32 protein-coding genes are annotated in these 22,761 nt (G+C 61.4%); 24 read left to right on the top strand and 8 right to left on the bottom strand.

Going from position 1 to position 22,761, the window contains the following annotated elements:
- Positions 1-12: 12 nt before the first annotated feature.
- The 6 genes from MHZ91_RS21365 to MHZ91_RS21340 all read right to left on the bottom strand — a co-directional run bounded on the left by MHZ91_RS21365 (position 13) and on the right by MHZ91_RS21340 (position 4,474).
- Positions 13-1,791, bottom strand: a complete 1,779-nt coding sequence (locus MHZ91_RS21365) for a toprim domain-containing protein (RefSeq protein WP_239215584.1) — start codon at positions 1,789-1,791, stop codon at positions 13-15.
- Positions 1,788-2,630, bottom strand: coding sequence for a conserved phage C-terminal domain-containing protein (locus MHZ91_RS21360; protein WP_239215583.1), 843 nt, complete (start codon positions 2,628-2,630; stop codon positions 1,788-1,790). Before MHZ91_RS21360 ends, MHZ91_RS21365 begins: the two co-directional genes overlap by 4 nt.
- 138 nt (positions 2,631-2,768) lie before the next feature.
- The gene (locus MHZ91_RS21355) at positions 2,769-3,221 is read right to left on the bottom strand and encodes a hypothetical protein (RefSeq protein ID WP_239215582.1); all 453 of its coding nucleotides are present in this window, start codon (positions 3,219-3,221) and stop codon (positions 2,769-2,771) included.
- A complete protein-coding gene (locus MHZ91_RS21350) occupies positions 3,218-3,643 on the bottom strand; it encodes a recombination protein NinB (protein WP_239215581.1) in 426 nt (141 codons plus the stop codon). The genes MHZ91_RS21355 and MHZ91_RS21350 overlap by 4 nt, the downstream gene beginning before the upstream one ends.
- Complete coding sequence (locus MHZ91_RS21345) at positions 3,643-4,152, bottom strand: hypothetical protein (protein WP_239215580.1); 510 nt, start codon at positions 4,150-4,152, stop codon at positions 3,643-3,645. The genes MHZ91_RS21350 and MHZ91_RS21345 overlap by 1 nt, the downstream gene beginning before the upstream one ends.
- 94 nt (positions 4,153-4,246) lie before the next feature.
- Complete coding sequence (locus MHZ91_RS21340; RefSeq protein WP_239215579.1) at positions 4,247-4,474, bottom strand: Cro/CI family transcriptional regulator; 228 nt, start codon at positions 4,472-4,474, stop codon at positions 4,247-4,249.
- A gap of 71 nt (positions 4,475-4,545) precedes the next feature.
- Here MHZ91_RS21340 and MHZ91_RS21335 point away from each other — a divergent pair, with 71 nt between their 5' ends.
- The 24 genes from MHZ91_RS21335 to MHZ91_RS21220 all read left to right on the top strand — a co-directional run bounded on the left by MHZ91_RS21335 (position 4,546) and on the right by MHZ91_RS21220 (position 20,568).
- On the top strand, positions 4,546-5,613 hold the full coding sequence (locus tag MHZ91_RS21335; protein WP_239215578.1) for a S24 family peptidase: 1,068 nt from the start codon (positions 4,546-4,548) through the stop codon (positions 5,611-5,613).
- Positions 5,614-5,634: 21 nt separating this feature from the next.
- Complete coding sequence (locus tag MHZ91_RS21330; RefSeq protein WP_239215577.1) at positions 5,635-6,024, top strand: hypothetical protein; 390 nt, start codon at positions 5,635-5,637, stop codon at positions 6,022-6,024.
- A gap of 37 nt (positions 6,025-6,061) precedes the next feature.
- Positions 6,062-6,454 (top strand): hypothetical protein, encoded by a 393-nt coding sequence (locus tag MHZ91_RS21325; protein ID WP_239215575.1) that lies wholly within the window; start codon positions 6,062-6,064, stop codon positions 6,452-6,454.
- A gap of 390 nt (positions 6,455-6,844) precedes the next feature.
- Complete coding sequence (locus tag MHZ91_RS21320; protein ID WP_239215573.1) at positions 6,845-7,111, top strand: hypothetical protein; 267 nt, start codon at positions 6,845-6,847, stop codon at positions 7,109-7,111.
- Between the two features lie 157 nt (positions 7,112-7,268).
- A complete protein-coding gene (locus MHZ91_RS21315; protein ID WP_239215571.1) occupies positions 7,269-7,625 on the top strand; it encodes a hypothetical protein in 357 nt (118 codons plus the stop codon).
- Positions 7,626-7,627: 2 nt separating this feature from the next.
- The gene (locus tag MHZ91_RS21310; protein ID WP_239215569.1) at positions 7,628-7,795 is read left to right on the top strand and encodes a hypothetical protein; all 168 of its coding nucleotides are present in this window, start codon (positions 7,628-7,630) and stop codon (positions 7,793-7,795) included.
- A gap of 669 nt (positions 7,796-8,464) precedes the next feature.
- Entirely contained in the window at positions 8,465-9,379 is a 915-nt protein-coding gene (locus tag MHZ91_RS21305) for a hypothetical protein (RefSeq protein ID WP_239215568.1), read from the top strand.
- Positions 9,380-9,498: 119 nt separating this feature from the next.
- Positions 9,499-9,771: a hypothetical protein gene (locus tag MHZ91_RS21300; RefSeq protein ID WP_239215567.1), complete on the top strand. Its 273-nt coding sequence runs from the start codon at positions 9,499-9,501 to the stop codon at positions 9,769-9,771.
- A complete protein-coding gene (locus MHZ91_RS21295; RefSeq protein ID WP_239215566.1) occupies positions 9,772-10,005 on the top strand; it encodes a hypothetical protein in 234 nt (77 codons plus the stop codon). It abuts the gene before it with no gap.
- Between the two features lie 169 nt (positions 10,006-10,174).
- The gene (locus MHZ91_RS21290) at positions 10,175-11,296 is read left to right on the top strand and encodes an AAA family ATPase (RefSeq protein WP_239215565.1); all 1,122 of its coding nucleotides are present in this window, start codon (positions 10,175-10,177) and stop codon (positions 11,294-11,296) included.
- Complete coding sequence (locus MHZ91_RS21285; RefSeq protein WP_239215564.1) at positions 11,293-11,706, top strand: single-stranded DNA-binding protein; 414 nt, start codon at positions 11,293-11,295, stop codon at positions 11,704-11,706. The genes MHZ91_RS21290 and MHZ91_RS21285 overlap by 4 nt, the downstream gene beginning before the upstream one ends.
- Positions 11,707-11,948: 242 nt before the next feature.
- Positions 11,949-12,113, top strand: coding sequence for a hypothetical protein (locus MHZ91_RS21280; protein ID WP_239215563.1), 165 nt, complete (start codon positions 11,949-11,951; stop codon positions 12,111-12,113).
- Complete coding sequence (locus tag MHZ91_RS21275) at positions 12,113-12,271, top strand: hypothetical protein (RefSeq protein ID WP_239215562.1); 159 nt, start codon at positions 12,113-12,115, stop codon at positions 12,269-12,271. The genes MHZ91_RS21280 and MHZ91_RS21275 overlap by 1 nt, the downstream gene beginning before the upstream one ends.
- 4 nt (positions 12,272-12,275) lie before the next feature.
- The gene (locus MHZ91_RS21270; protein ID WP_239215561.1) at positions 12,276-12,866 is read left to right on the top strand and encodes a hypothetical protein; all 591 of its coding nucleotides are present in this window, start codon (positions 12,276-12,278) and stop codon (positions 12,864-12,866) included.
- Positions 12,866-13,579: a DNA methyltransferase gene (locus tag MHZ91_RS21265; RefSeq protein WP_239215560.1), complete on the top strand. Its 714-nt coding sequence runs from the start codon at positions 12,866-12,868 to the stop codon at positions 13,577-13,579. Before MHZ91_RS21270 ends, MHZ91_RS21265 begins: the two co-directional genes overlap by 1 nt.
- The gene (locus MHZ91_RS21260) at positions 13,576-14,244 is read left to right on the top strand and encodes a hypothetical protein (RefSeq protein WP_239215558.1); all 669 of its coding nucleotides are present in this window, start codon (positions 13,576-13,578) and stop codon (positions 14,242-14,244) included. Before MHZ91_RS21265 ends, MHZ91_RS21260 begins: the two co-directional genes overlap by 4 nt.
- The gene (locus MHZ91_RS21255; RefSeq protein ID WP_239215556.1) at positions 14,234-14,575 is read left to right on the top strand and encodes a hypothetical protein; all 342 of its coding nucleotides are present in this window, start codon (positions 14,234-14,236) and stop codon (positions 14,573-14,575) included. The genes MHZ91_RS21260 and MHZ91_RS21255 overlap by 11 nt, the downstream gene beginning before the upstream one ends.
- A gap of 49 nt (positions 14,576-14,624) precedes the next feature.
- Positions 14,625-14,837 carry a hypothetical protein gene (locus MHZ91_RS21250; RefSeq protein WP_239215554.1) on the top strand — a complete coding sequence of 71 codons (213 nt, stop codon included), beginning with the start codon at positions 14,625-14,627 and terminating at the stop codon, positions 14,835-14,837.
- On the top strand, positions 14,834-15,022 hold the full coding sequence (locus tag MHZ91_RS21245) for a hypothetical protein (RefSeq protein ID WP_239215552.1): 189 nt from the start codon (positions 14,834-14,836) through the stop codon (positions 15,020-15,022). The genes MHZ91_RS21250 and MHZ91_RS21245 overlap by 4 nt, the downstream gene beginning before the upstream one ends.
- A 76-nt stretch (positions 15,023-15,098) precedes the next feature.
- Positions 15,099-15,317: a DUF4224 domain-containing protein gene (locus tag MHZ91_RS21240; RefSeq protein ID WP_239215550.1), complete on the top strand. Its 219-nt coding sequence runs from the start codon at positions 15,099-15,101 to the stop codon at positions 15,315-15,317.
- On the top strand, positions 15,295-16,284 hold the full coding sequence (locus MHZ91_RS21235; RefSeq protein WP_239215548.1) for a tyrosine-type recombinase/integrase: 990 nt from the start codon (positions 15,295-15,297) through the stop codon (positions 16,282-16,284). Before MHZ91_RS21240 ends, MHZ91_RS21235 begins: the two co-directional genes overlap by 23 nt.
- Before the next feature lie 56 nt (positions 16,285-16,340).
- Positions 16,341-18,941, top strand: coding sequence for a DNA mismatch repair protein MutS (mutS, locus tag MHZ91_RS21230; RefSeq protein ID WP_239215546.1), 2,601 nt, complete (start codon positions 16,341-16,343; stop codon positions 18,939-18,941).
- Positions 18,938-20,131, top strand: a complete 1,194-nt coding sequence (locus tag MHZ91_RS21225; protein ID WP_239215544.1) for a cupin domain-containing protein — start codon at positions 18,938-18,940, stop codon at positions 20,129-20,131. Before mutS ends, MHZ91_RS21225 begins: the two co-directional genes overlap by 4 nt.
- A 221-nt stretch (positions 20,132-20,352) precedes the next feature.
- Positions 20,353-20,568: an endopeptidase gene (locus tag MHZ91_RS21220; RefSeq protein ID WP_239215542.1), complete on the top strand. Its 216-nt coding sequence runs from the start codon at positions 20,353-20,355 to the stop codon at positions 20,566-20,568.
- A 116-nt stretch (positions 20,569-20,684) separates the two neighbouring features.
- On the opposite strand, the gene bamC is transcribed toward MHZ91_RS21220, so the two are convergent.
- Both bamC and dapA read right to left on the bottom strand, forming a co-directional pair.
- A complete protein-coding gene (gene bamC / locus MHZ91_RS21215; RefSeq protein ID WP_175124280.1) occupies positions 20,685-21,809 on the bottom strand; it encodes an outer membrane protein assembly factor BamC in 1,125 nt (374 codons plus the stop codon).
- Between the two features lie 17 nt (positions 21,810-21,826).
- Positions 21,827-22,732 carry a 4-hydroxy-tetrahydrodipicolinate synthase gene (gene dapA, locus MHZ91_RS21210; protein WP_175124281.1) on the bottom strand — a complete coding sequence of 302 codons (906 nt, stop codon included), beginning with the start codon at positions 22,730-22,732 and terminating at the stop codon, positions 21,827-21,829.
- Between the last annotated feature and the right edge of the window lie 29 nt (positions 22,733-22,761).

Below are 22,761 nucleotides of genomic sequence, written 5' to 3'. Positions count from 1 at the left end.
GATCTCCCTGACTCAGACCATTTCCGGCACGCCCGAGTACTGGACGTAGGTGTATGGCCGTCGCTGCGGGTTGGTGGTGAACTGCATCGCTTGGCGGTTGAAGAACAGGTACAGGCTGCGTGCTTGGGTTTCGCCGTTACGCTGCTTGGTAAGCTCTAGCTTCGCGTCGGGAGTGTCCGGATCCTCGCCGTCTTCCTTCTGCGCCGACCAGACCGAAAAAACGTTGTCCGCGGCATCGGTCAGCTTTGAACTGCCCGCGACGTCCATCTTTCCGGGGTTCTTCTTTTCGTTCTCGCCTTTGCGCGGGTGCGCCACCAAGTGAAGGTGAACACCGAATTCGCGGCAGAACCCTGCAAGCTTGCGCATGGCTTCCTTCTGGGCAGACATGGCGCCCGCTCCGTCTTCCGGGACATCGGTCATCATCAAGCTGTCGATGACAAAGTGCCGAATCCCGTAGCGCCTGAATCCGTAGCGGAACACTTCCAGCAGGCGGTCGATGCTCGCGGTACCGGTCAGGTTGAACAGCCATGCCTTGTCCTGCAGCCATTGGCCGCAATGGTCGAAATATGCCTGGGCCGGGCGGTCTTGGCCGGTCAGTTGCTTGGTCATCCGACGCCCTTGATTCACTGGCGTCATTTCGCCGGAGAACACGCAGACTCGTTCGCCCTGGCACATCAGCCCGATCAGGACTTGGTTCAGCAGGAGCGACTTGCCGTGGCCGTTGTAGCCGGTCCAGACCGATAGCTCTCCTTGGCGAAACTGAAACCATGTCTGGTCGGTGCCGTTGAAGGTCAGGCACGGGTCGACGACCTTATCTCCGCTGGGCCAGAACGAAGCCTTCACCTGCCCCCAGAAGTCCGACAAGGGGCGAAGCTCTTCCGGGTCGAACGGACGCGCTGCCCTGAAGCAGTGGTCGAAGTCAGCCGCTTCCGCGCCACCCAGCATGTAGTCGTTAGCGTCCTTGGCCTTGTCGAACAGGACGACCTTGCAGCGCTCCAGGCCAAGGCGGTTCGCCACTTCTCGGGCGCCCTTCTGCCCCGCCTCGTCGTTGTCGTAGCAGAGATAGATTTCCGAGAAACGCTGCAGGCGTTCCCAATCGTTGTCTAGCCACTGGTGGTTGCCAGCTCCTGCGTTGACCGACAAGGACGGAATTCCCATCTGATGCCCAGTCATGGCGTCAATCTCGCCTTCGAAGATCGCCACGCTGCGGGTCTTCGGGTCGATCAACTGCCAGCCGAACAGGCACGGTTCTGCCCCGCCTTCCTGGCGCATGTCCTTCTTATCCGTCACGCAGCGGTACTTAGCGTTGATGAACTCGCCTTCACGCAGGTAGGGGAATACCGCGTAGGCCTTTCCATTACGCTCCTGCTCTGCGATCTGGAAGGCGGCAATCGTCTCTTCGGTCAGTCCGCGGCTCATCAGCCAATCCCGGACGGGTTGCTTCGGCTTGTGCGCGGCAGGCTTGGACGGGCGTTTGTAGGTCGGCAAATCCTTCTTCGGCATGCTGTCGCGTATGCCTAGGAATGCCTTGGCTTCCGCCATGGCTTGTCCGATAGACAGAATGCGGACGGCAGCCCACAAGTCCAGCAGGTCGCCCGACTCGCCAGTGTTGAAGTCCTTCCAGACGCCTTTCTTCGAACCCGTCAGGCGGACGGACAGGGAACCGCCTGCATCTCCCGACACGCTGCCCGCTTTCCACTCGCCTGAGGCCTTCTTGCCACCGGGCAGCAGGTATTCAGCGATACGCAGGGCGTCTTCTGCCAAGCGGTTGGACAATTCCTGCGCATTCATGCTGTTGCCTCCATGCGGTGGCCATCACGCCACAGGTACGCGGTCTTCTCGCTGCAGCCAGCGTTCTCCGCTTCAAACGGGGTGCCGAATCCGGCCTTTAGCCACCAGCCAGCGCCAGGAGCCGTGGGCTTCACCTGGCCGACATAGCCCGAGAACTTCCGGGCGCCGAACAGCGTCTCCGGACGCATGTAGGGCCACATCTTGTCGTTGCCTCGCCACTTCGCCTCTCGGTCGTCTATGACGGCCTTCACCTCCTGAACCGAGTACCCCTCATCGATCCTGGCTCGGATCAGGCTCAGGTTCGATTCGACGTCCCGGTAGTCGCAGCCGGTACGGGCATTGAGGTACGCCAGGATTTCCCGGGCCTGGGCATTTGTGGCCTTCACGGGTTTGGACTTGGGCTCTTCAGCCGGACCGACGTCGGGCTTGCCCGACATATTGTTTTCTTCAGGTATCAGAGAATCAGCAATCAGAGAATCAGGCGATCCTGGCGATGCCTCGTCACTGCCTAGGTTGTGCTCAGGCACTACCTTGGCAGTGCCTTGTTCCTTGGCAGGCAGTTCCGATTCACTTTCACGGACGTGCGGAGACTGGTGCTTGGCAAAGGCAACCACCTGAATCACAGCCTTTCCGTCAGCTTGATAGCGGTCGATAAAACCAAAGCGCTGCAGTCCCGTCAGGATCTCTTCGACGTCCGCATCACGGTCATAAGGCAGGGCCTTTGCGGCAATCCGCTTGGGCCGGTCTTCAAGACGCCCCTCGCGGTCTGCCAACATCCACAGATAGATGAACAACAGGCGGTGCAAAGCTGGCAGTTCTGCCAAATCTTCGTTGTCCATGATGGACGGCTTGATATTTCTGGCTCTTGCCATTTCAGTACCCCCTCAGCCGCAAGACCGAGAAAACAACCCGCACAAACCATGCGGGGATCAGGCCACTGCAGTAGCCTTCCATCAGGTGAGACTTGATAAACGTCTTCATTCCGCAGCCCTCTTCAGAGGTTCGTAGGCCGCTCGGTAAGCCGCTTCAACTTCCGGGGTCCAGAGGCTGCGGGAAATGAGTTCGGCCCTGGTACGGTCGACGTAAACGACCTCGAGCTTGCGGCGCGCTTCTTTGCTAATCCCGCCGCTGTCGTGGAACCGGTGACAGTCCGGGCAAGCGGGAAAAGTTTGGGAATCGCATGCCTTCAGGCCCAGCCCCTTACCAAAGTTGGCGTGGGCGCATTGAGAGGGTCCAAAACGACCGCACACGACGCAATCCAGGCCGGCCACATTCCTGCGGTGCTTCTCTGAACGCATTACTGTGCTGGCCTTCATCCCCAGCGGGCGGAGGAATCCAAGGTGCGCTGCAACCTTCTGACCGAGGCCTTGGCCGCGATCCGACTTAGCCCGCATTGGAGTGCTGCGCTTGAGGGTGGAATTCCAGGTCATGCGGCCTCCACTTCCAGGAGAACGCCGCGGCTCGCAAAGTCGGCTTGGACGGCTTCGGCGTACTTGGTCAGTTGCTTGGTGGTCATGCGGGAAGTGACGGGGAAGACGCGCATCACGAGCAGCTTTTGCTCGTAGGACAGGCCTTTGATGGCGCCGTCATACGCTGCGCGGAACTCTTCATCTTCAGCGCGCAGGATCGGAACGCCGTGATGCAGCTTGCAGTAGCACTTCCAACCCAGCGCATCGTCTTCGGGCAAAGCCAGAGAGATTTCCTCGTACCAGGCATGGGAAAAGGCGTTCTGCGACTTCGAGCGAGTCTTCGCCTTGATCTCCACCTTGTAGCCGTGGGGCGCATGAGCGCACGCATGCGCCGCATTGCGACGAGCCAAGGGGGTAGACAGGTAGAAGACCTGGGTTTCCATCACGCCCTCGACACGTTGCGGGCGCCACGGAAACCCATTACTGCGAGGTCCATGAACAAGGTGTAGAGCTCGTCCTTCTCTTGTTGGCACAGAGAGCCATCGGAAAGAGCATCGATGGTGGACGAAGCGATCTTGCCGGTCAGAGCGGAAACTCGCATGACCTTCTCTTGGATCGCCTTCAGTTCGTCAGGCCACCCACCTTCAGGAGCGGGGGGAACGTCGATCACGGCCAAGCCATGGCGACCCACCGAGTGGGCTTCAACCCAATCGCGGGCGTACGCGGACCCGCCGGCCTTTTCTTCCATCCACTCGCTCAGCAAATCAGCCATTTCCACGCTGATCGCATCGCCTTCCGAGCGCTTGAGCTTTGCGCGCAGGCTTTCCGGGTGGATCGACTTGCCGCGGCGCTCCGTCAGAAAGCGAGCCGCGTCAGCCACACCGCCCGGCGTCTTGCGCACGCAGTTGTACAGAACGTCAAGCCAGTCAGTGTTGGTATAGCGGCAGGTCATGCGTCACCTTGAAATCTGATTTCTTTCAGCCTTTCGGCCCTTGTGCGGTGCAACTAAGATTCACCGCATGGAAAACAACAACTCTTCAACCGGACTACGAAGCGCCAACTACGGCGGCTTTTCCTCGCTTCCGAGGCTTGGCAGGAAGCCCAAGCAGCTCAGGACGCATCGACCGTCGAGCTAAGGCCGCGATAACGCGGTCTTCAATGGCTCGCGTCAATTCATCAGGCCACTTGTCGACGGCTTGATACGTGATGCCAATTTCCTTGGCTGCTGATGTCACGGTTCCGCCTAGAAGACGGATGGCTTCGGCTTTTTTCATGCCCTTATTGAACCATAGTTCACGCCCTGAAAGCAACTATGGTTAGACGAAAATCGGCTACTTTTACAACTATGGTTGAGTATCGAGATCGCCTTTCCGCCGCAATGCAGGCGGCGAACGTTTCTGCGTCCAAATTGGCAGAAGGCTTGAACACGTCCTATCAAGCCGTGAAGAAGGTGATCGACGGGAAGTCGAGTGCGTTCAACGCAGCGAACAATGCCCTTGCGGCTAGGCTTCTTGGTGTTTCCAGCGATTGGTTAGCACTTGGAGAGGGCGACATGAAGTCGGGCGCAATTGCCGCGCCACAGCCCTCCCCCTGGCCTTTCTCCACCATCCCGGAAGATCAAGTCCGAGAACTGTCCGATAGCAGAATGAGACAGCTCGAGGGAGCGATTGCCCTGGCTATCGCCCAGATGAAGTTGGGAATACAGGTAGCCCCACAGCAGCCTCAAATGCCTGCTGCTGCCGTCATCCCGCTGCGCGCTCACAAGCCGGGTGGACTGGTCGACATGGACAATGCCGATGATCCGTTTCCTATGCGCATAGCAGGCCTGCCTCCGGCGCCCTGGGAAGGGGGAGATACGACCTACCAAGCGGAGCGCAATCCAAAGATTCGGATCAGCACGCAGACTGGCGTGACCGCTAACGTGGGGCCTGGCGAACCCCATGCTGCGAATGACAAGTTTGAAAAGGTCCCCGAGCTTGCAGAGGTCCGTCTCGCCGCGGGCGATGGCATCGAGAACCAGGACGAATCTCAGACAGGCATGATCCAGTTCCGCCGTTCGTTTTTGAAAGCAGTGGGCGCGGACAATGGAAAAGCGCGTGTGGTATATGCGAAAGGCGACAGCATGGAGCCGGTCATTAGGGACGGCGCTGCCCTGCTAGTCGTGCCCAATGAGAACCTGACGCTGCAGGACGTGGCAACGGGCGGTGTGTACGCCATCAACTACGACGGCAAGATGCTCGTAAAGACGGTGGCACGCGACAAGCTCACTGGACGCTGGGTTGCCCGCTCGTTCAATCCTGCGTACTACGACATACCTCTAGAAAACGGATCGCCAGTGAGAATACTTGGGCAGGTCGTATGGTCAGGAGCCAGGCTTCGGGACGATGAGGCTGGGCAATGGATACGCTCGTAAATACATAAGGGAACGGACCGGATGAACCGACTAGCATTTATTGCCATTCTTATAGGCTTGGGTGGCTGCGCCGCCGTTCAGAACATCTCGGCCACCGATATCAGGAACCAAGCGCACCTGCGCGCAGAGAAGGATTTCCCTCTCACTATCGCCCAAATTAGCCAGGCGCTGTATGAGCATCAATCAAAGTGCAGCGATGCGGGCAAGGTTGTCCAGAACCCGGGGAACCCCAACGAAGGCTTCATAACGGTTGAAATGCCCGGTCTCTCCAAAGGTAGCGTCGCGCTCTTGATAGATCTGCGGCAGGAAGGAAACAGCACGCATGCCAAGGGCTATACGTACTACTCGACCTGGAAAGGTCACGTGGCAACCATTTTCAAGGCTATCGAGGACCCCGCAGACTGCGGTTAGTCTAGAGGTACACGAACTCTGGCGCTAGAATCGCCACATGATCGCAATCATCTTCTTCTGGTTGTTGTTCGCGCTTGTCGTGGGCATCGTTGCTTCCGGCCGAGGGCGCAGTGGGTTCGGATGGTTCATCCTGGCCTGCCTGATCAGCCCCCTGCTGGCAGGCATCTTCCTTCTGGTCAGCGCGAATCTTGCCACGAAGGCCGAACGTCCGAATCCATCGACGCACGTGAAATGCCCGGACTGCGCTGAGCTTGTGCTGGCTGAGGCGAAGGTTTGCAAGCATTGTGGTTGCAAGCTGGTCCCTGTGTCGCAGCAAAAGGATGCGGCAGGCGCTCCCGTGAAACTGCCTCCTCCGAAGTACGAACCGTCTGGCTGGATGATGTTGTTCCTGATCGGCGTTGTAGTAGCCGTGATCTATATAGCGAAGTGACCTAAGCATCCCAGGCGAACCCGCAATTAGCGGGTTTTTTTACGCCCAACACTGAACTATGGTTGACTTTTGGAAATGAACCATGGTTCAATGGAATCACTGCAAGACATCGCACCGCTTAGTGGCTCAGCCCGGCACCGCGAAGCCGCAGGGATTCCAGGCGGTGGCCCCGCCGAGAGAGAAAGCCCGGATGCCCAGACCGTAAGAGTGGTGGTGAACCACGCGGGAATTGCCTAGCCAGGGCTGCAACCTGGTGGACCGGATCGCTAGGACGAGTGCCCCTTGGGAGTCCTAGACGCTGCGAGCAAGGGAAGAGGATATGGCCTCGAAGGAGGCCACATTCACCAGCCCGTTCTATGAGCGAGCTGACGAATGAACAAGGAGAGAGATATGCCTGAACTTGACGCGGGCTACGACTTCACCGGACTGACGCAAGCACAGGAATGGCTGATCTGCTTGCAAGGTTGGCGTGTCGGCTCGAAGTACCCGGACGGTTCGCCGTGGCCGCAGCCCAGCAAGCGCACGGTGAAGAAGTTGATTGATCGCGGCTTGGTCGTTGAACGGAAAGTTGACGTTCCAGTACGCGGCGGATTTGTGATGGTCAGCGAGTACGACGTGCCTTTGGCTGTCCACCTTGCCTACTGCATGAGTCAGTAATTCCTGCGCCGTGACAGGACGCAGACACGTGAATCCTGAAAGAAGCGGCGGCGCGACGGACCTGCAACGCGGTTTCATGGCCGTGATTCGCGGAATTGCGCGGCCGACAACGTTCTAACCCCTCCCTATTAGCAGCCCGAATGGCAAAGGAGAAGATATGACAACGCATACGCCGGGACCGTGGGAAGAATACAAGGGCATCGTCAGCGCAGAGAACGGGAGCGTGTTTAGCATTGCTGACTGCCGAAATGCTTTCGTAGGGAGCAATTGGAGCGGGACCGACTTTGCCACCCGATCGCACCGCGATGCCAACGCCCGCCTGATCGCCGCAGCCCCGTTGCTTCTTGAGGCGCTGAAGGACCTCCTTGCATACCACTCGCAACCGACCGGTTTCGATACGGCTGTGTGCATGGACGACAAGCAGTTTGGCGAGTTCCTCAAGGGAATCACGGCAAATGGAGACGAGCTGGCCGCAAAGGCCCGCGCTGCCATCGCCAAAGCCACCGGAGCATAGCCATGACAACCACCCACTACACGGCATCCGCCAGCAACGCCATGGCCAGCTGGTACCAGATGTGGGACCACGCCGACGCTACGTACTGGGTAACGCTAGGCCGTGACGGCTGGTACTCGTACGGTCTTGGCGTTATGGACGACTTTGGCGATCTGGTGAAGGTTAGGTAACGCGCTCAGGGCCGCGCAAGCCCTGAACTCTCATCAGACGAAACCACGGGATTACCGCAGCGCTTTAGCAACGTTGCGTCAATCAAGCGTTAATACGTGTAGTTCGATACGTCAAGGGTACGAAACAACCGGGGCTATACACCGGGCGTGGTTTCGTCTGATGAGGGTGAATACGCAGGCTGATGCGTGACCAGCATTCCCGAAAACTCCGAATGTCGGCTAACGGCGCTAGGAAAGTAGGTTCGCTGGCATTTCTATGCCGGAGATTCAGCACCGGCCACCCTCTCCCAAATCTCCCTGGCGCCGTGCAACAGTCGGCCGTCTCCCGGACGAAACCCGGGGTCCTCAAGAGAGGCGACCTTTCCGTTGCGTAAGCGGCGGTAAATCGACCTGGCCGGGTATGGGTCGCCTCCCTTGATGGCAGCAGTACCGTGCTAGCCGGTCCGGGCCAAACCCGGCTGCTATCACCCACCCGGCTGGGTCAAGTCCGGCTGGACCGCAACGAGCGTGCAGCGCCGAGCGCGTACGCAGCAGACGAGCGGAATCAATACGGCGGTGGAAGTCCGCGCCGGAGACGTAACCGGCACATTTATAAGTTCCCCTCTTCCCCTAATTCTCCCGTGCAGGGTATGCCGGGGGAGAGCGGGGGCTTACCTGATTGGAGATCGTATGAGCGACAAGATCATCATCCTTGAGCACGAAGGCACGTCGTACATCCGCACCGGCTACCAGACGGTGAGCCCGGAAAGCATGCTGGTGAACGGCCGAGCTGGGGCCGCTCAGACCTGCCCGGGGAATCCCCGTTGGCTCATGGTCTCGGGCAGCATTCAGACGCTGGCCCGGATCCCTGCGCCGGGGCTTGAGCTTATCGGGTGGAGCCTGAAGCCTGAATACCGCGACGTCACGACGTTCCCGGCCGAGCTGGGAGCGGACGCGTTCCGCTACGAATACGACGAAGACGAAGAGCACTGCTACATCCCCACGGACCCTACTGCTGTCTACAAATCGGTCTTCTACGAGAAGAAGCACCAGAACGTCCAGCGCGAGCCACAGCCGCTCGAGTTTTTGGTAATTGACCGGGACTGCGCCCCAAAGGCCAAGCCGGACGACATCAAGGTCGAATTCCCTGCCAGTCTGCGCGAGTACCCCGAAACGTGGCACAAGCACCCGGTCACCATCGACGGCAATGCCTTGTTTGGGCGCGCAGCGACCGCGCTGGTAGAGGCGGCGCGCGAACGAAGCAGTGACTTTGCCGTCACCGACCATCGCAATATTGGAACGGTCACCCTCATGGGATACATGCACCATGAGCCGAAGCAAAACGATTACAAGGTGGGCCGCCGCACGGTGCGCCGGACGCAGACCAAATCCGAATTCAGGATCATGGAACTCGCGTCGGCGGCGTCCAACTACGCGAAGAGTGCCGACATCGTTTGCCGCGGCCTTTCCGGCAGAGACTGGGCCGATCTGGAATCCAAGATCAACAGCTTCATCGACTTGGTGCTGTCGTACATCAAGCCAGGCAGCGTGCGCGTGTGCGAGTGCTGCAAGGGCGACGGCTACATCGTGACGGTGAAGCCATGATTCTAGGCCCCGCCATGCTAGCCGCCCTCAAGCACATGCTGCACAACGCCTGGGCCATGCGCTGGTACTACGCAACCCTAATTATCCCGCTCGCGTGCGTAGTGGGTTGGAGCTAACCAATGGACAGATGGCATGGAGACGAACAATACGAAGTCCTCACCGCCACCGTGCAGGACGTATGCCAGACGCTGGGCAACCCTGCTAGCTGGGACGCAGACGGGCATGACGCGATGTGGTGGACCAAGCGGCTGGAGGATGCGGACTTCTTCGCAAATCTCGGGCATGCGGATCATCTGGCTATTTTGCAGGCGGTGATGAACAGCAATTCTCAGTGGTGCTTGCATCTTCAGAGAGATATCAAGCACGCGATCAAGATTGAATTGGAGGGATAGATGAACACTGACAAAGACGGCGGCAACGCCTTCCCGGTCCCTGGTTTGCAGGACGATCCCGACTTCAACGGCCTAAGCGTGCGCGACTACTTCGCGGCCAAGGCCATGCAGGGGTGGCTTTCCAGCTACGACCCCGGCGACAAGCACCCAGTCCCCGCCGGGGATGCCGATTACGTGGCGCAACGTTCCTACGCCATGGCCGACGCCATGCTGGCCGCGCGAGCTAAGACATGACCCGCCTACTCCGCAAGATCCTCCAAACAGATGCCCACACCGCCGTGGGCATTTTCTCGATCATCTGCGCCATCGTAGGCGCTCTGGCATGCGTCCAACAGGCCGACCAAGAATCCGCCGAACGTTGGGCGAAGGACGGCGGCACCCGATACGCCGCAAAGGAATAGACATGGCACTCTTTCAACGAGCCACCAACACCCAGGCCTACCTGAAGGCCGGGATTATGGGGTTTGCTGGTGACGGCAAGACCTACACCGCGTCGGAGATCGCCATTGGCCTGGTTGAACTGATGCGCCAGCGCGAGTTGCCTGCCGGGAACAATCCGGTCATGTTTCTGGACACGGAGACGGGGTCGGACTGGGTAAAGCCCCGTTTCGACGCCGCCCATATCGAACTGTTCACCGCCAAGACCCGGGCATTCGTCGACCTTCTGACCGCCGTTCGTGAAGCGGAGGCGTCCGGGTCTGTTCTTCTGATCGACTCCATCAGCCATTTCTGGCGCAACCTGACCGAGGAATACGCCCAGCGCAAGAACCGCAAGCGCGGCCTGGAATTCCAAGACTGGGCGTGGCTCAAGTCCGAGTGGGGCAAGTTCACCGACCTGTTCGTTAACAGCAAGTGCCACATCATCATGTGCGGCCGCGCTGGCTACGAATACGACTTCTTCGAGAACGAGTCCGGCAAGAAGGAACTCGCGAAGACAGGGGTCAAGATGAAGGCAGAAACCGAGACCGGCTACGAGCCGTCGATTCTGATCCTGATGGAGAAGAGCCAGGAACTGGTCGAGGGTGGCGGTACTCGGGTATGGCGCACGGCTACGGTTCTCAAGGATCGCAGCACCCGCATCGACGGCAAGACGTTCGAGAATCCGACCTTCCGCGACTTCCTGCCGCACATCGAGTTCTTGAACCTAGGCGGCGAGCATCTGGGGATCGATACCACCCGCACCAGCGAAGAACTGTTTGCAGAGGATGGCGAACCGCGCTGGCAGAAAGAGAAGCGCATGAAGGAAATCGCCCTGGATGAGATCGCCGAAATCGTCGGCAAGCACTACCCCGGGCAATCCGCGGACGCCAAGAAAGCCAAGGGTGACCTGCTGGAAGACGTATTCGGCAGTCGGTCCTGGGAACGCATCAAGTCGTTCGACTGGCCGACTATCAACATGTTCCGCGACGACCTCTGGGTAAAGCTGGAAGGCAAGCATTACGCCTGGGAGAAGCCCGACGCGCCACCCGAACCCGAGGAAGAACCAGACCAAACCAACCTGATCCCTGAAGGGGAACCTGCATGAGCAATGACCTGAACCGATGCGAATTCATCGGCAGACTGGGCAAAGAGCCTGACACAAGATTTTCCCCTGATGGCACCGCAGTGAGCAATTTCTCCTTGGCCGTAGGTTGGAAGACCAAGGAGAAGGAGGGTGTCGAGTGGGTCCGCGTAGTCGCCTTTGGCAAGCTCGGGCAGATTTGCGCGGACTACCTGACCAAGGGCAAGCAGGTCTACGTGTCTGGTCGGATGACGACTCGTAAATGGACGGACAAGGACAGCGGCCAAGATCGCTACAGCACTGAAATCGTCGCTGACCAGCTTCAGATGTTGGGTGGCAAGAACGACGAATCTGAGCAGCGCCCGACCTCTAAGCCAGCAGCGCGTCAGGCCGCACCAAGCACCAGCGACGACCTGTCGGACATACCTTTCTAGCCTTCCCGGCAGCTCCCAGCACAACCCACCTGGAACCCGCAGCATCCGCTGGGGGCTGCCACCCTATTCCTTGGAGGAATGCATGTCACCTACTCATGTCTGGGTGCTCGAAGCCCATATAGCTGGAGTTTGGCGTCACATGTGCTCATGTGATACCCGAGAAGAAGCAAGGCACATCCGCGCATGCTCGCCCGCAAAGAAGCTTCGCATCCGCAAGTACGTACCCGCCTAACGGAGCAGATATGGACCTCGCGCAACAACTTGAGCAAGCCGACGCCGACCGCGTTGACGGCATCACGACCGACAAGCAGTACATGCAGCGCCGTGCCGAGATTGTGGCTCGGGCCGTGGACTACGACTACCTGATTATGCAAGCCAAGGAGCGTGCGCTCCTGAGGGGGATGTGATGGAAGCGAACGAATTCCGTGACGACGATGAAGACCCGGTGGAGAGCCTTGTGATGGTCTGGGGCCTCCCGGGCTTCGTGATCGGCCTGGGGCTGGCTTGTGTGTTCTTCCTGTACATCGCCAACCGCATTGCATCCTTCTTCTACCCTGGAGCGTGAACAAATGACCCAACAATGGAAGCTTGTCCCGGTTGAGCCGACACCCGAGATTCTGGCAGCCGCCGCCGTGGCTGTGTGGCCTACCGCGTCAGAAGCCGATATCCAAATGGCCCGCGCCGCTGCCAAGATCGTGCTGATGAGCATGGATGCCGCTCCCGGCTCAAGTCTCGAATCCATCGCACTCGGGATCGCAACGATGGCTCCGGCTTACCGCGCCATGCTCGCCGCTGCCCCCACCCCTCCAGCCAGCGCACAGGACGATGCGAAGGACGAGCAGGCAGCGTTCGAAGCATGGGGAATGGCTGGCTGCGAAATGGTCGATGACCCGCAAAGCGGCCGGTTCGACATCGCACGCCATTGCGCATGGCAAGCATGGCAGGCCCGGGCCTCCGTTGCCGCTCCCGCTGCTGGCGATGCGCGGGATGCGGCTCGGTATCGAACCGTGCGTCAGTCAGTGGCTGACGAGGCAAACGGCGCGGACCAAATAAGCGCCGCCGGTGAGGCAATCGGATTGCGGCCGGGTGCCTACCCGACGCCGGAGCAATTTGACGCGATGATCGATCACATTGCAGCCTCTCAGCAGCAGGAGGGGTGATGCGAGTCGAGCACATTGGCGGAGCCACCCTGTACCTGGGCGACTGCCGCGAGATCCTGCCGACGATTCCGAGGGTCGAAGCGGTGATAACCGACCCTCCTTACGGGCAAAGCTACAAGGTGAACACCTTCTACAAGGGAGGATCGCGCGAATCAGCAGTTGTCCAGCGTAATGGGAAGACCCTGCAAATGCTTCCGAATTTGCACGCTGAAATTGATGGCGACGACGAGCCGTTTGACCCAAGGCACCTGCTCGATGTTGCGCCTGCCGTTTTGATCTGGGGAGCGCACAAGTTCGGCCATCTGCTACCACAAGGCCGCACCCTGGTCTGGGACAAAGTGCCGACTGGAAAGCTGCGCTCCCAGGGGGACGGTGAAACCGCATGGACGAACGTCAACCCGGGCGGGGCCCTTCGCATCTTCCGCTTGCTGTGGGACGGTCTGTGCGTAGGTGAAGGTGCCCGACACGAAGTTACGTCGGGCCAGAAGCGGGTTCACCCGATGCAAAAACCAGAAATCCTAATGCGATGGAGCATTGATCAAGCTGGCCGCCCTGCGTCCATCGTGGACCCTTACATGGGAAGCGGTTCAACCGGAGTGGCAGCCATACAGGCAGGTTGCAGCTTTTACGGCGTTGAGTCCGTGGCCGCCTACTTCGACATCGCCTGCCGTCGAATTGAAGACGCTCAACGACAAGAGAGGTTATTCGCATGACCACCCACACCCCCGCCCCGGCTCAGCAGGACTTCGTCGCGACCGAGATCAGCGGCATCATCAACGTTTGCGGCGACAGCCCCACCGCCATCGTCAGCGTCGAACGCATGCGCTTGTGGCTGTCCAAGCTGCGCGCCCCTGTAGCCGATGAGCAAGAAATGTCGCTTGCGGTCGCGCTTCACTTCGCCGATTTCCCGCGCCCGTATCACACACTGCAAGCGCCCGCCGATACGAATGGCGAACTGTATCGGGCACTCGCTGTGCTGGCCCGCGAATACCGCGCCGCCCAGGCAAGCGCCCCTGTAGCCGGGGAGGCGCGGCCCTTCGCGGTTCTCGCTGTCCATAAAAACGGAGAGATACGCTCGTACTCAACCGGGCAAGCCTTGGCGGACGCCCCGATCCAAGACCACGAGCGCGAGCTACAGCGCAAATATGGATACGAGTTGGTCACGGTGTATGCCGCGCCCCAGGCCAGCGAGGCGGTGCCGCGCGCTGGATATGCTGGCGTGACGGTATGGGTCGGGGATCGGCAGGCCACGCAGATCGTGACCCAGCAGGGTCTGGAGCTTTCCAACAAGGACGAGCTGCTGGAACGCTTTGAGGTGGCTCGCGCCGCCCTGTCCGCGCAACCGGGCGCGCAGAAGGAGGGCCGCGATGCAGAGTGATCGCGAATTGCTGGAACTGGCGGCACGCGCAGCACTTGGACGAACCAGCATCCCCGACCAGCACATGGAAATGGTTCGCAGAGGCTGGAATCCCTTGGAAGACGACGCAGCTGCCATCCGCCTTGCTGTTCGCCTGTACATGACAGTTCAGCGTAAGACAGACCGGGCCATAGCCCACGCTGAGCACCCTATGTGCACAAGCACTATAGAAGTGCCATTCCTGGCCGAAGACCAGGGCGAGTTCATTGGCGTGCGGAGAGCGATTGTGCTGGCGGCTGCGGAAATTGGAGCTGCCCAGATCCACCCCGACCACAAGGACGGAGGCGCTTGACTCATATATAGCGCATAGCGCCCTACTGTGATTGATTAATGAGACAGACATGACCAAAGACGAACTAGAGCAGATAGCCACCCGCGAGGCGCACTGCAAGACCTATGGCTCTGCGGTGACGCTCAGTATTGGAGAGCGCGACGAGCTGGTGGCGCTGGCGAGGGATGGGATGCTGCTGCGGGAGAAGTTCACCAGCGGCAATGCAATCCCAGTTGAGCGGGTGACTGTGCGGGCCGAGGAATTGGCGAAGGAGGGAGCGTGACAGAAGCCGCATTCAACGCGCTGCGTGCTGCGGTCACTTACGCTCGCAATTCCCCGCGCAACGTCAAGTTGGCAGAGGTTCGCACACGCCTTTCTATCATGGGCTATTCCGACGAGATCATCTGTGAGGCGCTGGAAGCCTGGGCCGTTTACTGCAAACACAACCCGCCGGCTGATGACTACTGACCAAATCCAGCGCGTGCTGGAAGTAACCCGCAAGTATTGGATGCCCGCCTAGCGCGGGCTTTGTTTTGGAGGCGATATGCTGACCCTTACCGACAAGGAAATCGGCGAGATCACCGCTCGCCAGCGTCGGCCGGCCCAGATGAAGGTCCTCAAAGCCTTGGGGATCCGCTATCAGGTCAGGCCCGATGGCTCTCTGCTGGTCTACCGTCGATACGTGGACAAGGGCCACCCCGATACAATCCCGTCTCGGGAACCGCAAATGAGGCTGAGAAATGGGCCGTCCGCGCAAATCTGACAAACATTTGCCGCCCTGCGTCTATGAAAAGCACGGCGCTTACTACTACGTCAAAGCCGGTAAGTGGACTCGCCTGGCGGCGGATCTGCCTGCCGCTTTGGCCGAGTATGCACGTCGGTTCGATAACCCGCGTGGAGGCATGCCGGAGCTTGTGGAAAAGGTCCTGACGCACATATCTCCCAAGCTGTCGAAGAACACCATCGACCAGTACAAGATCGCTGCCGCTCGGATCAAAGAGACGTTTGCCGAGTTCGCTCCGGACCAGATCCGGCCGAAGCACGTTGCCGCGCTCAAGATGGACATGTCCGACACGCCAAACATGGCGAACCGCGTGCTGTCGTTCCTGAAGACGGTTTTCAGTTATGCCGTCGAATGGCAACTGGTCGACAGCAATCCTTGCGTCGGGATCCGCCGTCATGCCGAGGGAAAGCGCCAGCGCTACATCACGGACGACGAATACGCCGCCATTTACGCGAAAGCAAACCCGCGGATGCAGGTCATCATGGATTTGCTGTACCTTACCGGGCAGCGCGTCGGGGATGTGATCGCTATCAAGCGAGCGGACATCAACGACGATGGCATAGCGTTCGACCAGCAGAAGACTGGCGCGAAACTGCTGGTCCGCTGGACGCCAGAGCTACGGGACGCGATTGCTCGGGCAAACGCTCTGAATGGTAACGTGCTGGGTCCCACCCTATTTCGCACCCGGTCCCACACTAAGGGAGCGCCTTCCTATGGCGCCACCAGGGACCGATGGAAGGAAGCGGTGGAGGCTGCCGGTGTCGAAGACGCCAACATTCATGACCTTCGCGCCAAATCCCTGACGGATGCAAAACGCCAGGGCAAGGACGCGCAATTGCTGGCTGGCCACACGACCGCCGCCATGACTGATCGATACATCCGGCTGCGTGAAGTGCCTGTAGTTGATGGCCCCACGTTCAGCCGCCAAGCAAAGAAAACCGCCTGAGTTTTAGACTGTCTAATATAAGCATGTCGCAAGTCATTGATTCACAACATACTCCCATGATGCAGCAGTACCTGCGCCTCAAAGCCGAGGCCGGGCCGTTGCTGCTGTTCTATCGCATGGGCGACTTCTATGAAATGTTCTACGAAGACGCCGAGCGCGGCGCGCGGTTGCTTAACCTCACGTTGACCAAGCGGGGCTCGTCCAACGGCGTGCCCATTCCCATGGCCGGGCTGCCCGTGCATGCCATGGAGCAATACCTGGCGCGGCTCGTCGCGATGGGCGAGTCCATCGCCATCTGCGAACAGATCGGCGATCCCGCCGCCTCGAAGGGCCCGGTCGAGCGCCGTATCGTGCGCATTGTGACGCCTGGCACGTTAACGGACGACGCGCTCCTGCCCGCCAAGGCGGACCGCGCGCTGGCGTCCATTTTCGTCAGCGGCAGCGCGCGTGCCCCGCGAGCGGGACTGGCCTGGCTGAATCTGGCCAGCGGCGAGTTCCGCGTGACCGAATGCGCACCTGCCCAGCTGGAATCCGAATTGCACCGGATCGCGCCGGCGGAAATTATTTGCGCCGACAGCGCCGAATTCGATTTTCCGTTCGAGGGCGCGCGCTCCCGCGTGCCGGACTGGCACTTCGAAAGCGACGGCGCCCGTGCGCATCTGCTGGCGCATTTCAAGACCGACACGTTGGCGGGCTTTGACATTGAGGATATGCCGGCCGGCATTTGCGCAGCGGGCGCCCTGCTGCGTTATGCCGCGCGCACGCAGTCGCAGGCGCTGGCGCACGTGCAGAGCCTGTCCGCCGAGCGGCCCGGGCAGTTCGTGTTGCTGGACCCGGTCACGCGCCGCAACCTGGAGCTGACGCAGACACTGTCGGGCGAAGACTCGCCCACGCTGTTCTCGCTGCTGGACGGTTGCCGCACGCCGATGGGCAGCCGTCTCTTGCGCCGCTGGCTGCATCACCCCTTGCGCGAGAATGAGCAGGCGCTGGCGCGGCAGCAGGCCATTTCCGCGCTGCTGGCCGGCCGTATGGACGTCGAGCAGACGTTCGGTTCGGCGGGACTGCTGGAAGCCCTGCGCGCCTCCCTGAATGCCTTTCCCGATATCGAGCGCATCGCGGCGCGACTGGCGCTGCGGTCCGTGCGCCCGCGCGAACTGGCCAGCTTGCGCGATGCGCTGCAGGCCCTGCCGGCGCTGGCCGATCTGGTCGAGCCCATGTCGGCCTCGCCGCGCATCGGCGAACTGATCTCCCACCTGTCGGTGGATCCCGCGCTGGCCGCGCTGCTGGTGCGGGCGATTGCCCCCGAGCCGGCCGTGGCGATCCGCGATGGCGGCGTGCTGGCGGCTGGCTTTGACGCGGAACTGGACGAATTGCGCGGACTGGCCGCCGATGGCGGCGACTTCCTGGTCCAGCTCGAAGCCCGCGAGCGCGAGCGCACCGGCATCAGCAATCTGCGCGTGGAGTTCAACCGCGTGCACGGCTTCTATATCGAGGTCACCAAGGGCCAGACGGCCAAGGTGCCGGAAGACTACCGCCGCCGCCAGACGCTCAAGAACGCCGAGCGCTACATCACGCCCGAGCTCAAGACCTGGGAAGACAAGGTGCTGTCCGCGCAGGACCGCTCGCTGGCCCGCGAAAAATGGCTGTTCGAGCAATTGCTCGACGTGCTGGCCGAACACGTGCGCCCGCTGTCCGACTGCGCCGCGGCGCTGGCCGAACTGGACACGCTGGCCGCCCTGGCCGAGCACGCGCAGCGCCACGACTGGGTCGCGCCCGAGCTCTCCGAACAAGCCGACATCGACATCGACGCCGGCCGCCACCCGGTGGTGGAGCGCGCCATCGAACGCTTTACGCCGAACGGCTGCCGCCTGGATCCGGCGCGGCGCATGCTGTTGATCACCGGCCCGAACATGGGCGGTAAGTCGACGTACATGCGGCAGGTGGCGCTGATTGTGCTGCTGGCGCGCATTGGCAGCTTCGTGCCTGCGTCGCGCGCCCGGATCGGCAAGATCGATCGCATCTTCACGCGCATCGGCGCGGCCGACGATCTGGCGGGCGGACGCTCGACCTTCATGATGGAGATGACGGAGGCCGCGGCCATCCTGTCGGCCAGCACGCCCAACAGTCTGGTGCTGATGGACGAGATCGGGCGCGGCACGTCTACCTACGACGGCCTGGCGCTTGCGTGGGCTATCGCCTGCCGCCTCTTGTCGCACAACCGCGCGCTGACGCTGTTTGCCACGCACTATTTTGAACTGACCCGTCTGCCCGCCGAGCAGGCCACGGCCGCCAACGTGCACCTGGCCGCCGCGGAATCGGCAAGCGGCATTGTGTTCCTGCACGAAGTGCGCGAAGGTCCGGCCAGCCGCAGCTATGGAATTCAGGTGGCGCAGCGCGCGGGCGTGCCCGCCGCGGTCATCCGCCAGGCGACACGCGAACTTGAACGCCTGGAAGCGCAAGGCGCCCCGACGCCGCAGCTCGGCCTGTTCTCGGCCGCCGCCGAGGCCGACGCGCAGGCGTACGCCGAAGCCGAACGTTCGGACGCCATCGAAGCGCTGGACTCGCTGCGCGAGGAGCTTTCCGCCATTGACCCCGACAGCCTCACCCCGCGCGAAGCGCTGGATGCCCTTTACCGCTTGAAGAAGCACCTCCAATGAACCTCGACCAACCGCTGCCGCTCCTGGGCAATCAAAGCCCCAACGACTTCATGCGCCGTTACTGGCAGAAGAAGCCGCTGCTGATCCGCCAGGCCATTCCGGCTTTCAAGCCGCCCGTCACCATCGCGGCCATCAAGAAGCTCGCGCGCCGCGACGACGTGGAATCGCGTCTGATCTGGCGCGAGAACGGCGAATGGCAGATGGAAAACGGCCCCTTCGCGCGCCTGCCCAAGGACAACGAGGGTGATTGGACGCTGCTGGTGCAGAGCGTGGACCTGCATAGCGATGCGGCGGCCGAACTGATGGCCTTGTTCCGCTTCATTCCGGACGCGCGCCTGGACGATGTGATGATCAGCGTCGCCAGCCACGGCGGCGGCGTCGGTCCGCATTTCGACAGCTACGACGTGTTCCTGCTGCAGGCTGCGGGCGAGCGCGAATGGAGCTACGGCCGCCAGAAGGACCTGTCGCTGGAGCCGGGTCTGCCGCTCAAGATCCTGAGCAACTTCCAACCCGAGGAAAAGGCGGTGCTGGCGCCGGGCGACATGCTGTACCTGCCGCCGCAGGCCGCGCATGACGGCATTGCCATGGGCGACGGCTGCATGACGATCTCCATCGGTTTCCGGGCGCCGACGCAGGCGACACTGGCGCGCGGCCTCCTGGAAGCCGCTGCGGACCAGGTGATGGCCCGCGTGGGCCTTCTGGGCGGTCCCTATGGCGAGCCTGCCCTGCCCGGCCCCAAGCTGTCGGCGGTCTACCGTGACCCGGGTCAGCCGGCGGTGGACACGCCCGCGGCGCTGCCGGACGGACTGGTGGCCGCCACGCTGGAAACGGTCGAAAAGCTGCGTTTTGACGATGCCCTGGCATCGCGCTTCCTGGGCTGCTGGCTGACCGAGCCCAGCAACCTCAGCGTGTTCGATGCGCCCGAGGGGTTGGATGTCGATCTGGAAGAAGATTGGCCCGCGTCCGGCCGCCTGGTGTTGGATCGCCGCAGCCGCATGCTGTATCGCGGCAAGCAGCTTTTCATCAACGGGGAAACGGCCATGACGCCCGCCGACGCGGCGTTGCGCCTATTGGCCGATGCGCGTAGCCTGGATTGTGCGCATCCCGCTTGCGCCCGTCTTTCAGAGGATGCGCGTTCCTGCCTGGCGGATTGGCTGGACTCGGGTTGGATTCATTACCGCCCCGAGTAGTATCTGGAAACCTGAAAGTATCCGTGTCGCACAGAAAGAAATCAGGTCTGTAAGCCGGGTCACATCAAGAAAGACATAACACCAAGCTGAAAGGTTTGTTGCTTTTGGGATGCCACCGCTTTAACTTTCACACGCGATCGGCATGAACCTTCCTGTAGCCTGAATTCTGGTTTCCCCTAACGGGGTTTCAAGAGTCGTCATCTACAGGAGTTCAAATAATGATGAGCAAAACCTTGATTATTGCCTCGGTGCTGGCCGTTGCGCTCAGCGCTTGCAACAAGAAGGAAGATGCCCCGGCACCGGCGGCCAACCCCACTCCCGGCGCGACCACGCCCGCTCCTGGTGGCACGCCGCCGGCATCGCCCGCGCCGACCCCTGGCACGACCCCCGGCACCGGTTCCACCACCCCGGGCGGCTCGACCACCCCCGCGTCGTAAATCTTCAGGCACGAACCCCCGCACTGAAAGACGCAAAAAAAACCCTGGCATGTCATGCCAGGGTTTTTTTGTGCCTTGCCGCGGCACGCTAAGCGTGCGCGGCGAGGTGGTTTCAATTACATCTTGTCCTTCAGGACGCTCAGCAGGCGCTGCGCCGTCGGGCTGTTGTCAGGCGAACCGTTGGCGTCCAGTACCGAGACGGTGGTCTGTTCGCCGTTGCCCACCAGGTGGATGCGGTACTGGGGCGCCTGTGCCTTCTTGTCACCGGAGAACATGCGGCTGAAGAAGCCGGGCTGTTCCATCTTTTCGCCGGTGTCCGTGTCGACATAGCGAACGAAGTAGTCGCCAGCCGAACGGTCGCGGTCTTCGACGGCGAAGCCGCCGCCATCGAGCGCCACGCCGACACGGCGCCAGGCGCGGTCGAAGGATTCGCTGACGATGAGCGACGCGCCCTGTGCGCGGACGTCCTGCTGAACAGCCGGACGCTGCGGCGAGGCTTCGGCCTGCTGCACCAGCCTGCGGGCGTTGTCGACGTCGGTGCCCAGGTAGACCATCATGCGCGCCAGCATGGCGGCGTTCAGGCCCGGGTCTTCCTTGCCGTTCTGCCACTGCACCTGAGCGCCGTCGGAGCCGACGCGCTTCTCAAGCATCTGGCGGTGGCTAACATAGATTTCGGTGTGGCCGTTGACGCGTTCGACGCGGGTGCGGAATTTTTCGCGCTCGCCGCTATCCCAGGCCGTTTCCAGCACGGCGCCCAGGGCTTGGCGCAGCCAGCTTTCCGGGATCTTGGCGCGGTTCTCGGCCCAGTCCGTTTCGATCAGGCCGGCGCCGGGGTTGTTGGTGGCGACGGTAAAGCCGCTTTCGGTCCAGAAGTCGATCAGGCGGGGGAAGACCTGCTCGGGCGGACGGTCCACCACGAGCCAGCGCAGGTCGCCGTCGCGCTCGACACGCATGTCGGAGCGGCTGGGAAGCACGTTGCTGGTCTTCGGGGCGCTGGCCTGGGCCACGCCTTGCTGCTGGAACTCAGAGAAGGTGGTGGAGCCGGATGCCGGCGCGCGGTAGCGGGGGTCGCTGTTGGCTTGCGTCAGGTCGGGCGGAATGCTCAGGGGCTCTCCGCGTTGGTTCACTGCGCTCTTGTAGTCGACCGATTCTTCATTGCCCAGGAATTGGTTGACCTCGGAGCACCCGGCCAGCAACACCAGAGACATCAATGCCGACAAACCGGCATGACGCTTGTTCATACGTTTCCTCACGATATTTAGAGCAGTCCCGTTTCCTGGAGCGCGTTGCGCACCGTTGCGTGATGCGGCGCGCTCAGTTCGACCAGTGGCAGTCGGTAGCCAAGCGCGCTGCGGCCCATTTCGGCCAACGCCCACTTGACGGGGATGGGGTTGGCTTCAACGAACAAAGCCTTGTTCAGACGCGCCAGGAACGCGTTAAGTTCACGGACCTTCGGCACGTCGCCCGCCAGGGCGGCGGCACAGAGGTCGCGCATGAGCTTGGGCGCCACGTTGGCCGTGACGGAAATGTTGCCGCGCGCCCCCAGCAGAATCAGAGCGGCCGCGGTGGGATCGTCGCCGCTGAAGACCTGGAAGCTGGCAGGCGCCTCGCGGAGGAGCAGGCCGCCGCGGGCGATGTCGCCAGTGGCGTCCTTGATGCCGATGATGCCCGGCACCTGCGCCAGACGCAGGATCGTGTCGTTGCTCATGTCGGCAACGGTACGGCCCGGCACGTTGTACAGGATGGTGGGCAGGTCGACGGCTTCCGCGATGGTGCGGAAGTGGCGGTACAGGCCTTCTTGCGACGGCTTGTTGTAGTAAGGCACGACCGACAAGCCCGCGTGGGCGCCGACCGCCTTGGCGTGGCGCGTCAGGTGGATCGCTTCGTCGGTGGAGTTGGCGCCCACGCCAGCAATGACCGGAATGCGGCCGGCGGCGTGTTCGACGGCAACGCGGATCAGTTCCGCGTGTTCTTCCATGGAGACCGTGGGCGACTCCCCGGTGGTGCCCACCACCACCAGCGCGTCGGTGCCTTCCTGGACGTGCCAGTCGATCAACGACCGGTAGGCAGCGTAGTCCAGGCTGCCGTCGGGTTGCATTGGGGTGACCAGGGCCACCATGCTGCCCTGGAAATTAACGCCTGCGGCGGTAGCAGGGGATGCCATAGATTCGGGCTCCAAAACCCCGCGGCGGG

The sequence above is a fragment of the Achromobacter sp. ACRQX genome, from assembly GCF_022346505.1.
In the GTDB taxonomy this organism is placed as follows: domain Bacteria; phylum Pseudomonadota; class Gammaproteobacteria; order Burkholderiales; family Burkholderiaceae_B; genus Achromobacter; species Achromobacter animicus.
This window is presented reverse-complemented; position numbering and strand designations above follow the sequence as displayed.

Excerpts from the sequence above, each read along its gene's own strand:
- MHZ91_RS21275 (WP_239215562.1), top strand. The coding sequence starts at position 12,113 with ATGGAAGCGAACGAATTCCGTGACGACGATGAAGACCCGGTGGAGAGC.
- MHZ91_RS21220 (WP_239215542.1), top strand. The coding sequence starts at position 20,353 with ATGAGCAAAACCTTGATTATTGCCTCGGTGCTGGCCGTTGCGCTCAGC.
- MHZ91_RS21270 (WP_239215561.1), top strand. The coding sequence starts at position 12,276 with ATGACCCAACAATGGAAGCTTGTCCCGGTTGAGCCGACACCCGAGATT.
- MHZ91_RS21295 (WP_239215566.1), top strand. The coding sequence starts at position 9,772 with ATGAACACTGACAAAGACGGCGGCAACGCCTTCCCGGTCCCTGGTTTG.
- MHZ91_RS21280 (WP_239215563.1), top strand. The coding sequence starts at position 11,949 with ATGGACCTCGCGCAACAACTTGAGCAAGCCGACGCCGACCGCGTTGAC.
- MHZ91_RS21290 (WP_239215565.1), top strand. The coding sequence starts at position 10,175 with ATGGCACTCTTTCAACGAGCCACCAACACCCAGGCCTACCTGAAGGCC.
- MHZ91_RS21320 (WP_239215573.1), top strand. The coding sequence starts at position 6,845 with ATGCCTGAACTTGACGCGGGCTACGACTTCACCGGACTGACGCAAGCA.
- MHZ91_RS21310 (WP_239215569.1), top strand. The coding sequence starts at position 7,628 with ATGACAACCACCCACTACACGGCATCCGCCAGCAACGCCATGGCCAGC.
- dapA (WP_175124281.1), bottom strand. The coding sequence starts at position 22,732 with ATGGCATCCCCTGCTACCGCCGCAGGCGTTAATTTCCAGGGCAGCATG.
- MHZ91_RS21260 (WP_239215558.1), top strand. The coding sequence starts at position 13,576 with ATGACCACCCACACCCCCGCCCCGGCTCAGCAGGACTTCGTCGCGACC.
- MHZ91_RS21300 (WP_239215567.1), top strand. The coding sequence starts at position 9,499 with ATGGACAGATGGCATGGAGACGAACAATACGAAGTCCTCACCGCCACC.
- MHZ91_RS21240 (WP_239215550.1), top strand. The coding sequence starts at position 15,099 with ATGCTGACCCTTACCGACAAGGAAATCGGCGAGATCACCGCTCGCCAG.
- MHZ91_RS21250 (WP_239215554.1), top strand. The coding sequence starts at position 14,625 with ATGACCAAAGACGAACTAGAGCAGATAGCCACCCGCGAGGCGCACTGC.
- MHZ91_RS21335 (WP_239215578.1), top strand. The coding sequence starts at position 4,546 with ATGGTTGAGTATCGAGATCGCCTTTCCGCCGCAATGCAGGCGGCGAAC.
- MHZ91_RS21305 (WP_239215568.1), top strand. The coding sequence starts at position 8,465 with ATGAGCGACAAGATCATCATCCTTGAGCACGAAGGCACGTCGTACATC.
- MHZ91_RS21225 (WP_239215544.1), top strand. The coding sequence starts at position 18,938 with ATGAACCTCGACCAACCGCTGCCGCTCCTGGGCAATCAAAGCCCCAAC.
- MHZ91_RS21345 (WP_239215580.1), bottom strand. The coding sequence starts at position 4,152 with ATGACCTGCCGCTATACCAACACTGACTGGCTTGACGTTCTGTACAAC.
- MHZ91_RS21315 (WP_239215571.1), top strand. The coding sequence starts at position 7,269 with ATGACAACGCATACGCCGGGACCGTGGGAAGAATACAAGGGCATCGTC.
- MHZ91_RS21360 (WP_239215583.1), bottom strand. The coding sequence starts at position 2,630 with ATGGACAACGAAGATTTGGCAGAACTGCCAGCTTTGCACCGCCTGTTG.
- MHZ91_RS21285 (WP_239215564.1), top strand. The coding sequence starts at position 11,293 with ATGAGCAATGACCTGAACCGATGCGAATTCATCGGCAGACTGGGCAAA.
- MHZ91_RS21325 (WP_239215575.1), top strand. The coding sequence starts at position 6,062 with ATGATCGCAATCATCTTCTTCTGGTTGTTGTTCGCGCTTGTCGTGGGC.
- MHZ91_RS21255 (WP_239215556.1), top strand. The coding sequence starts at position 14,234 with ATGCAGAGTGATCGCGAATTGCTGGAACTGGCGGCACGCGCAGCACTT.
- MHZ91_RS21340 (WP_239215579.1), bottom strand. The coding sequence starts at position 4,474 with ATGAAAAAAGCCGAAGCCATCCGTCTTCTAGGCGGAACCGTGACATCA.
- MHZ91_RS21265 (WP_239215560.1), top strand. The coding sequence starts at position 12,866 with ATGCGAGTCGAGCACATTGGCGGAGCCACCCTGTACCTGGGCGACTGC.
- MHZ91_RS21355 (WP_239215582.1), bottom strand. The coding sequence starts at position 3,221 with ATGACCTGGAATTCCACCCTCAAGCGCAGCACTCCAATGCGGGCTAAG.
- MHZ91_RS21365 (WP_239215584.1), bottom strand. The coding sequence starts at position 1,791 with ATGAATGCGCAGGAATTGTCCAACCGCTTGGCAGAAGACGCCCTGCGT.
- MHZ91_RS21330 (WP_239215577.1), top strand. The coding sequence starts at position 5,635 with ATGAACCGACTAGCATTTATTGCCATTCTTATAGGCTTGGGTGGCTGC.
- mutS (WP_239215546.1), top strand. The coding sequence starts at position 16,341 with ATGATGCAGCAGTACCTGCGCCTCAAAGCCGAGGCCGGGCCGTTGCTG.
- MHZ91_RS21235 (WP_239215548.1), top strand. The coding sequence starts at position 15,295 with ATGGGCCGTCCGCGCAAATCTGACAAACATTTGCCGCCCTGCGTCTAT.
- bamC (WP_175124280.1), bottom strand. The coding sequence starts at position 21,809 with ATGAACAAGCGTCATGCCGGTTTGTCGGCATTGATGTCTCTGGTGTTG.
- MHZ91_RS21350 (WP_239215581.1), bottom strand. The coding sequence starts at position 3,643 with ATGGAAACCCAGGTCTTCTACCTGTCTACCCCCTTGGCTCGTCGCAAT.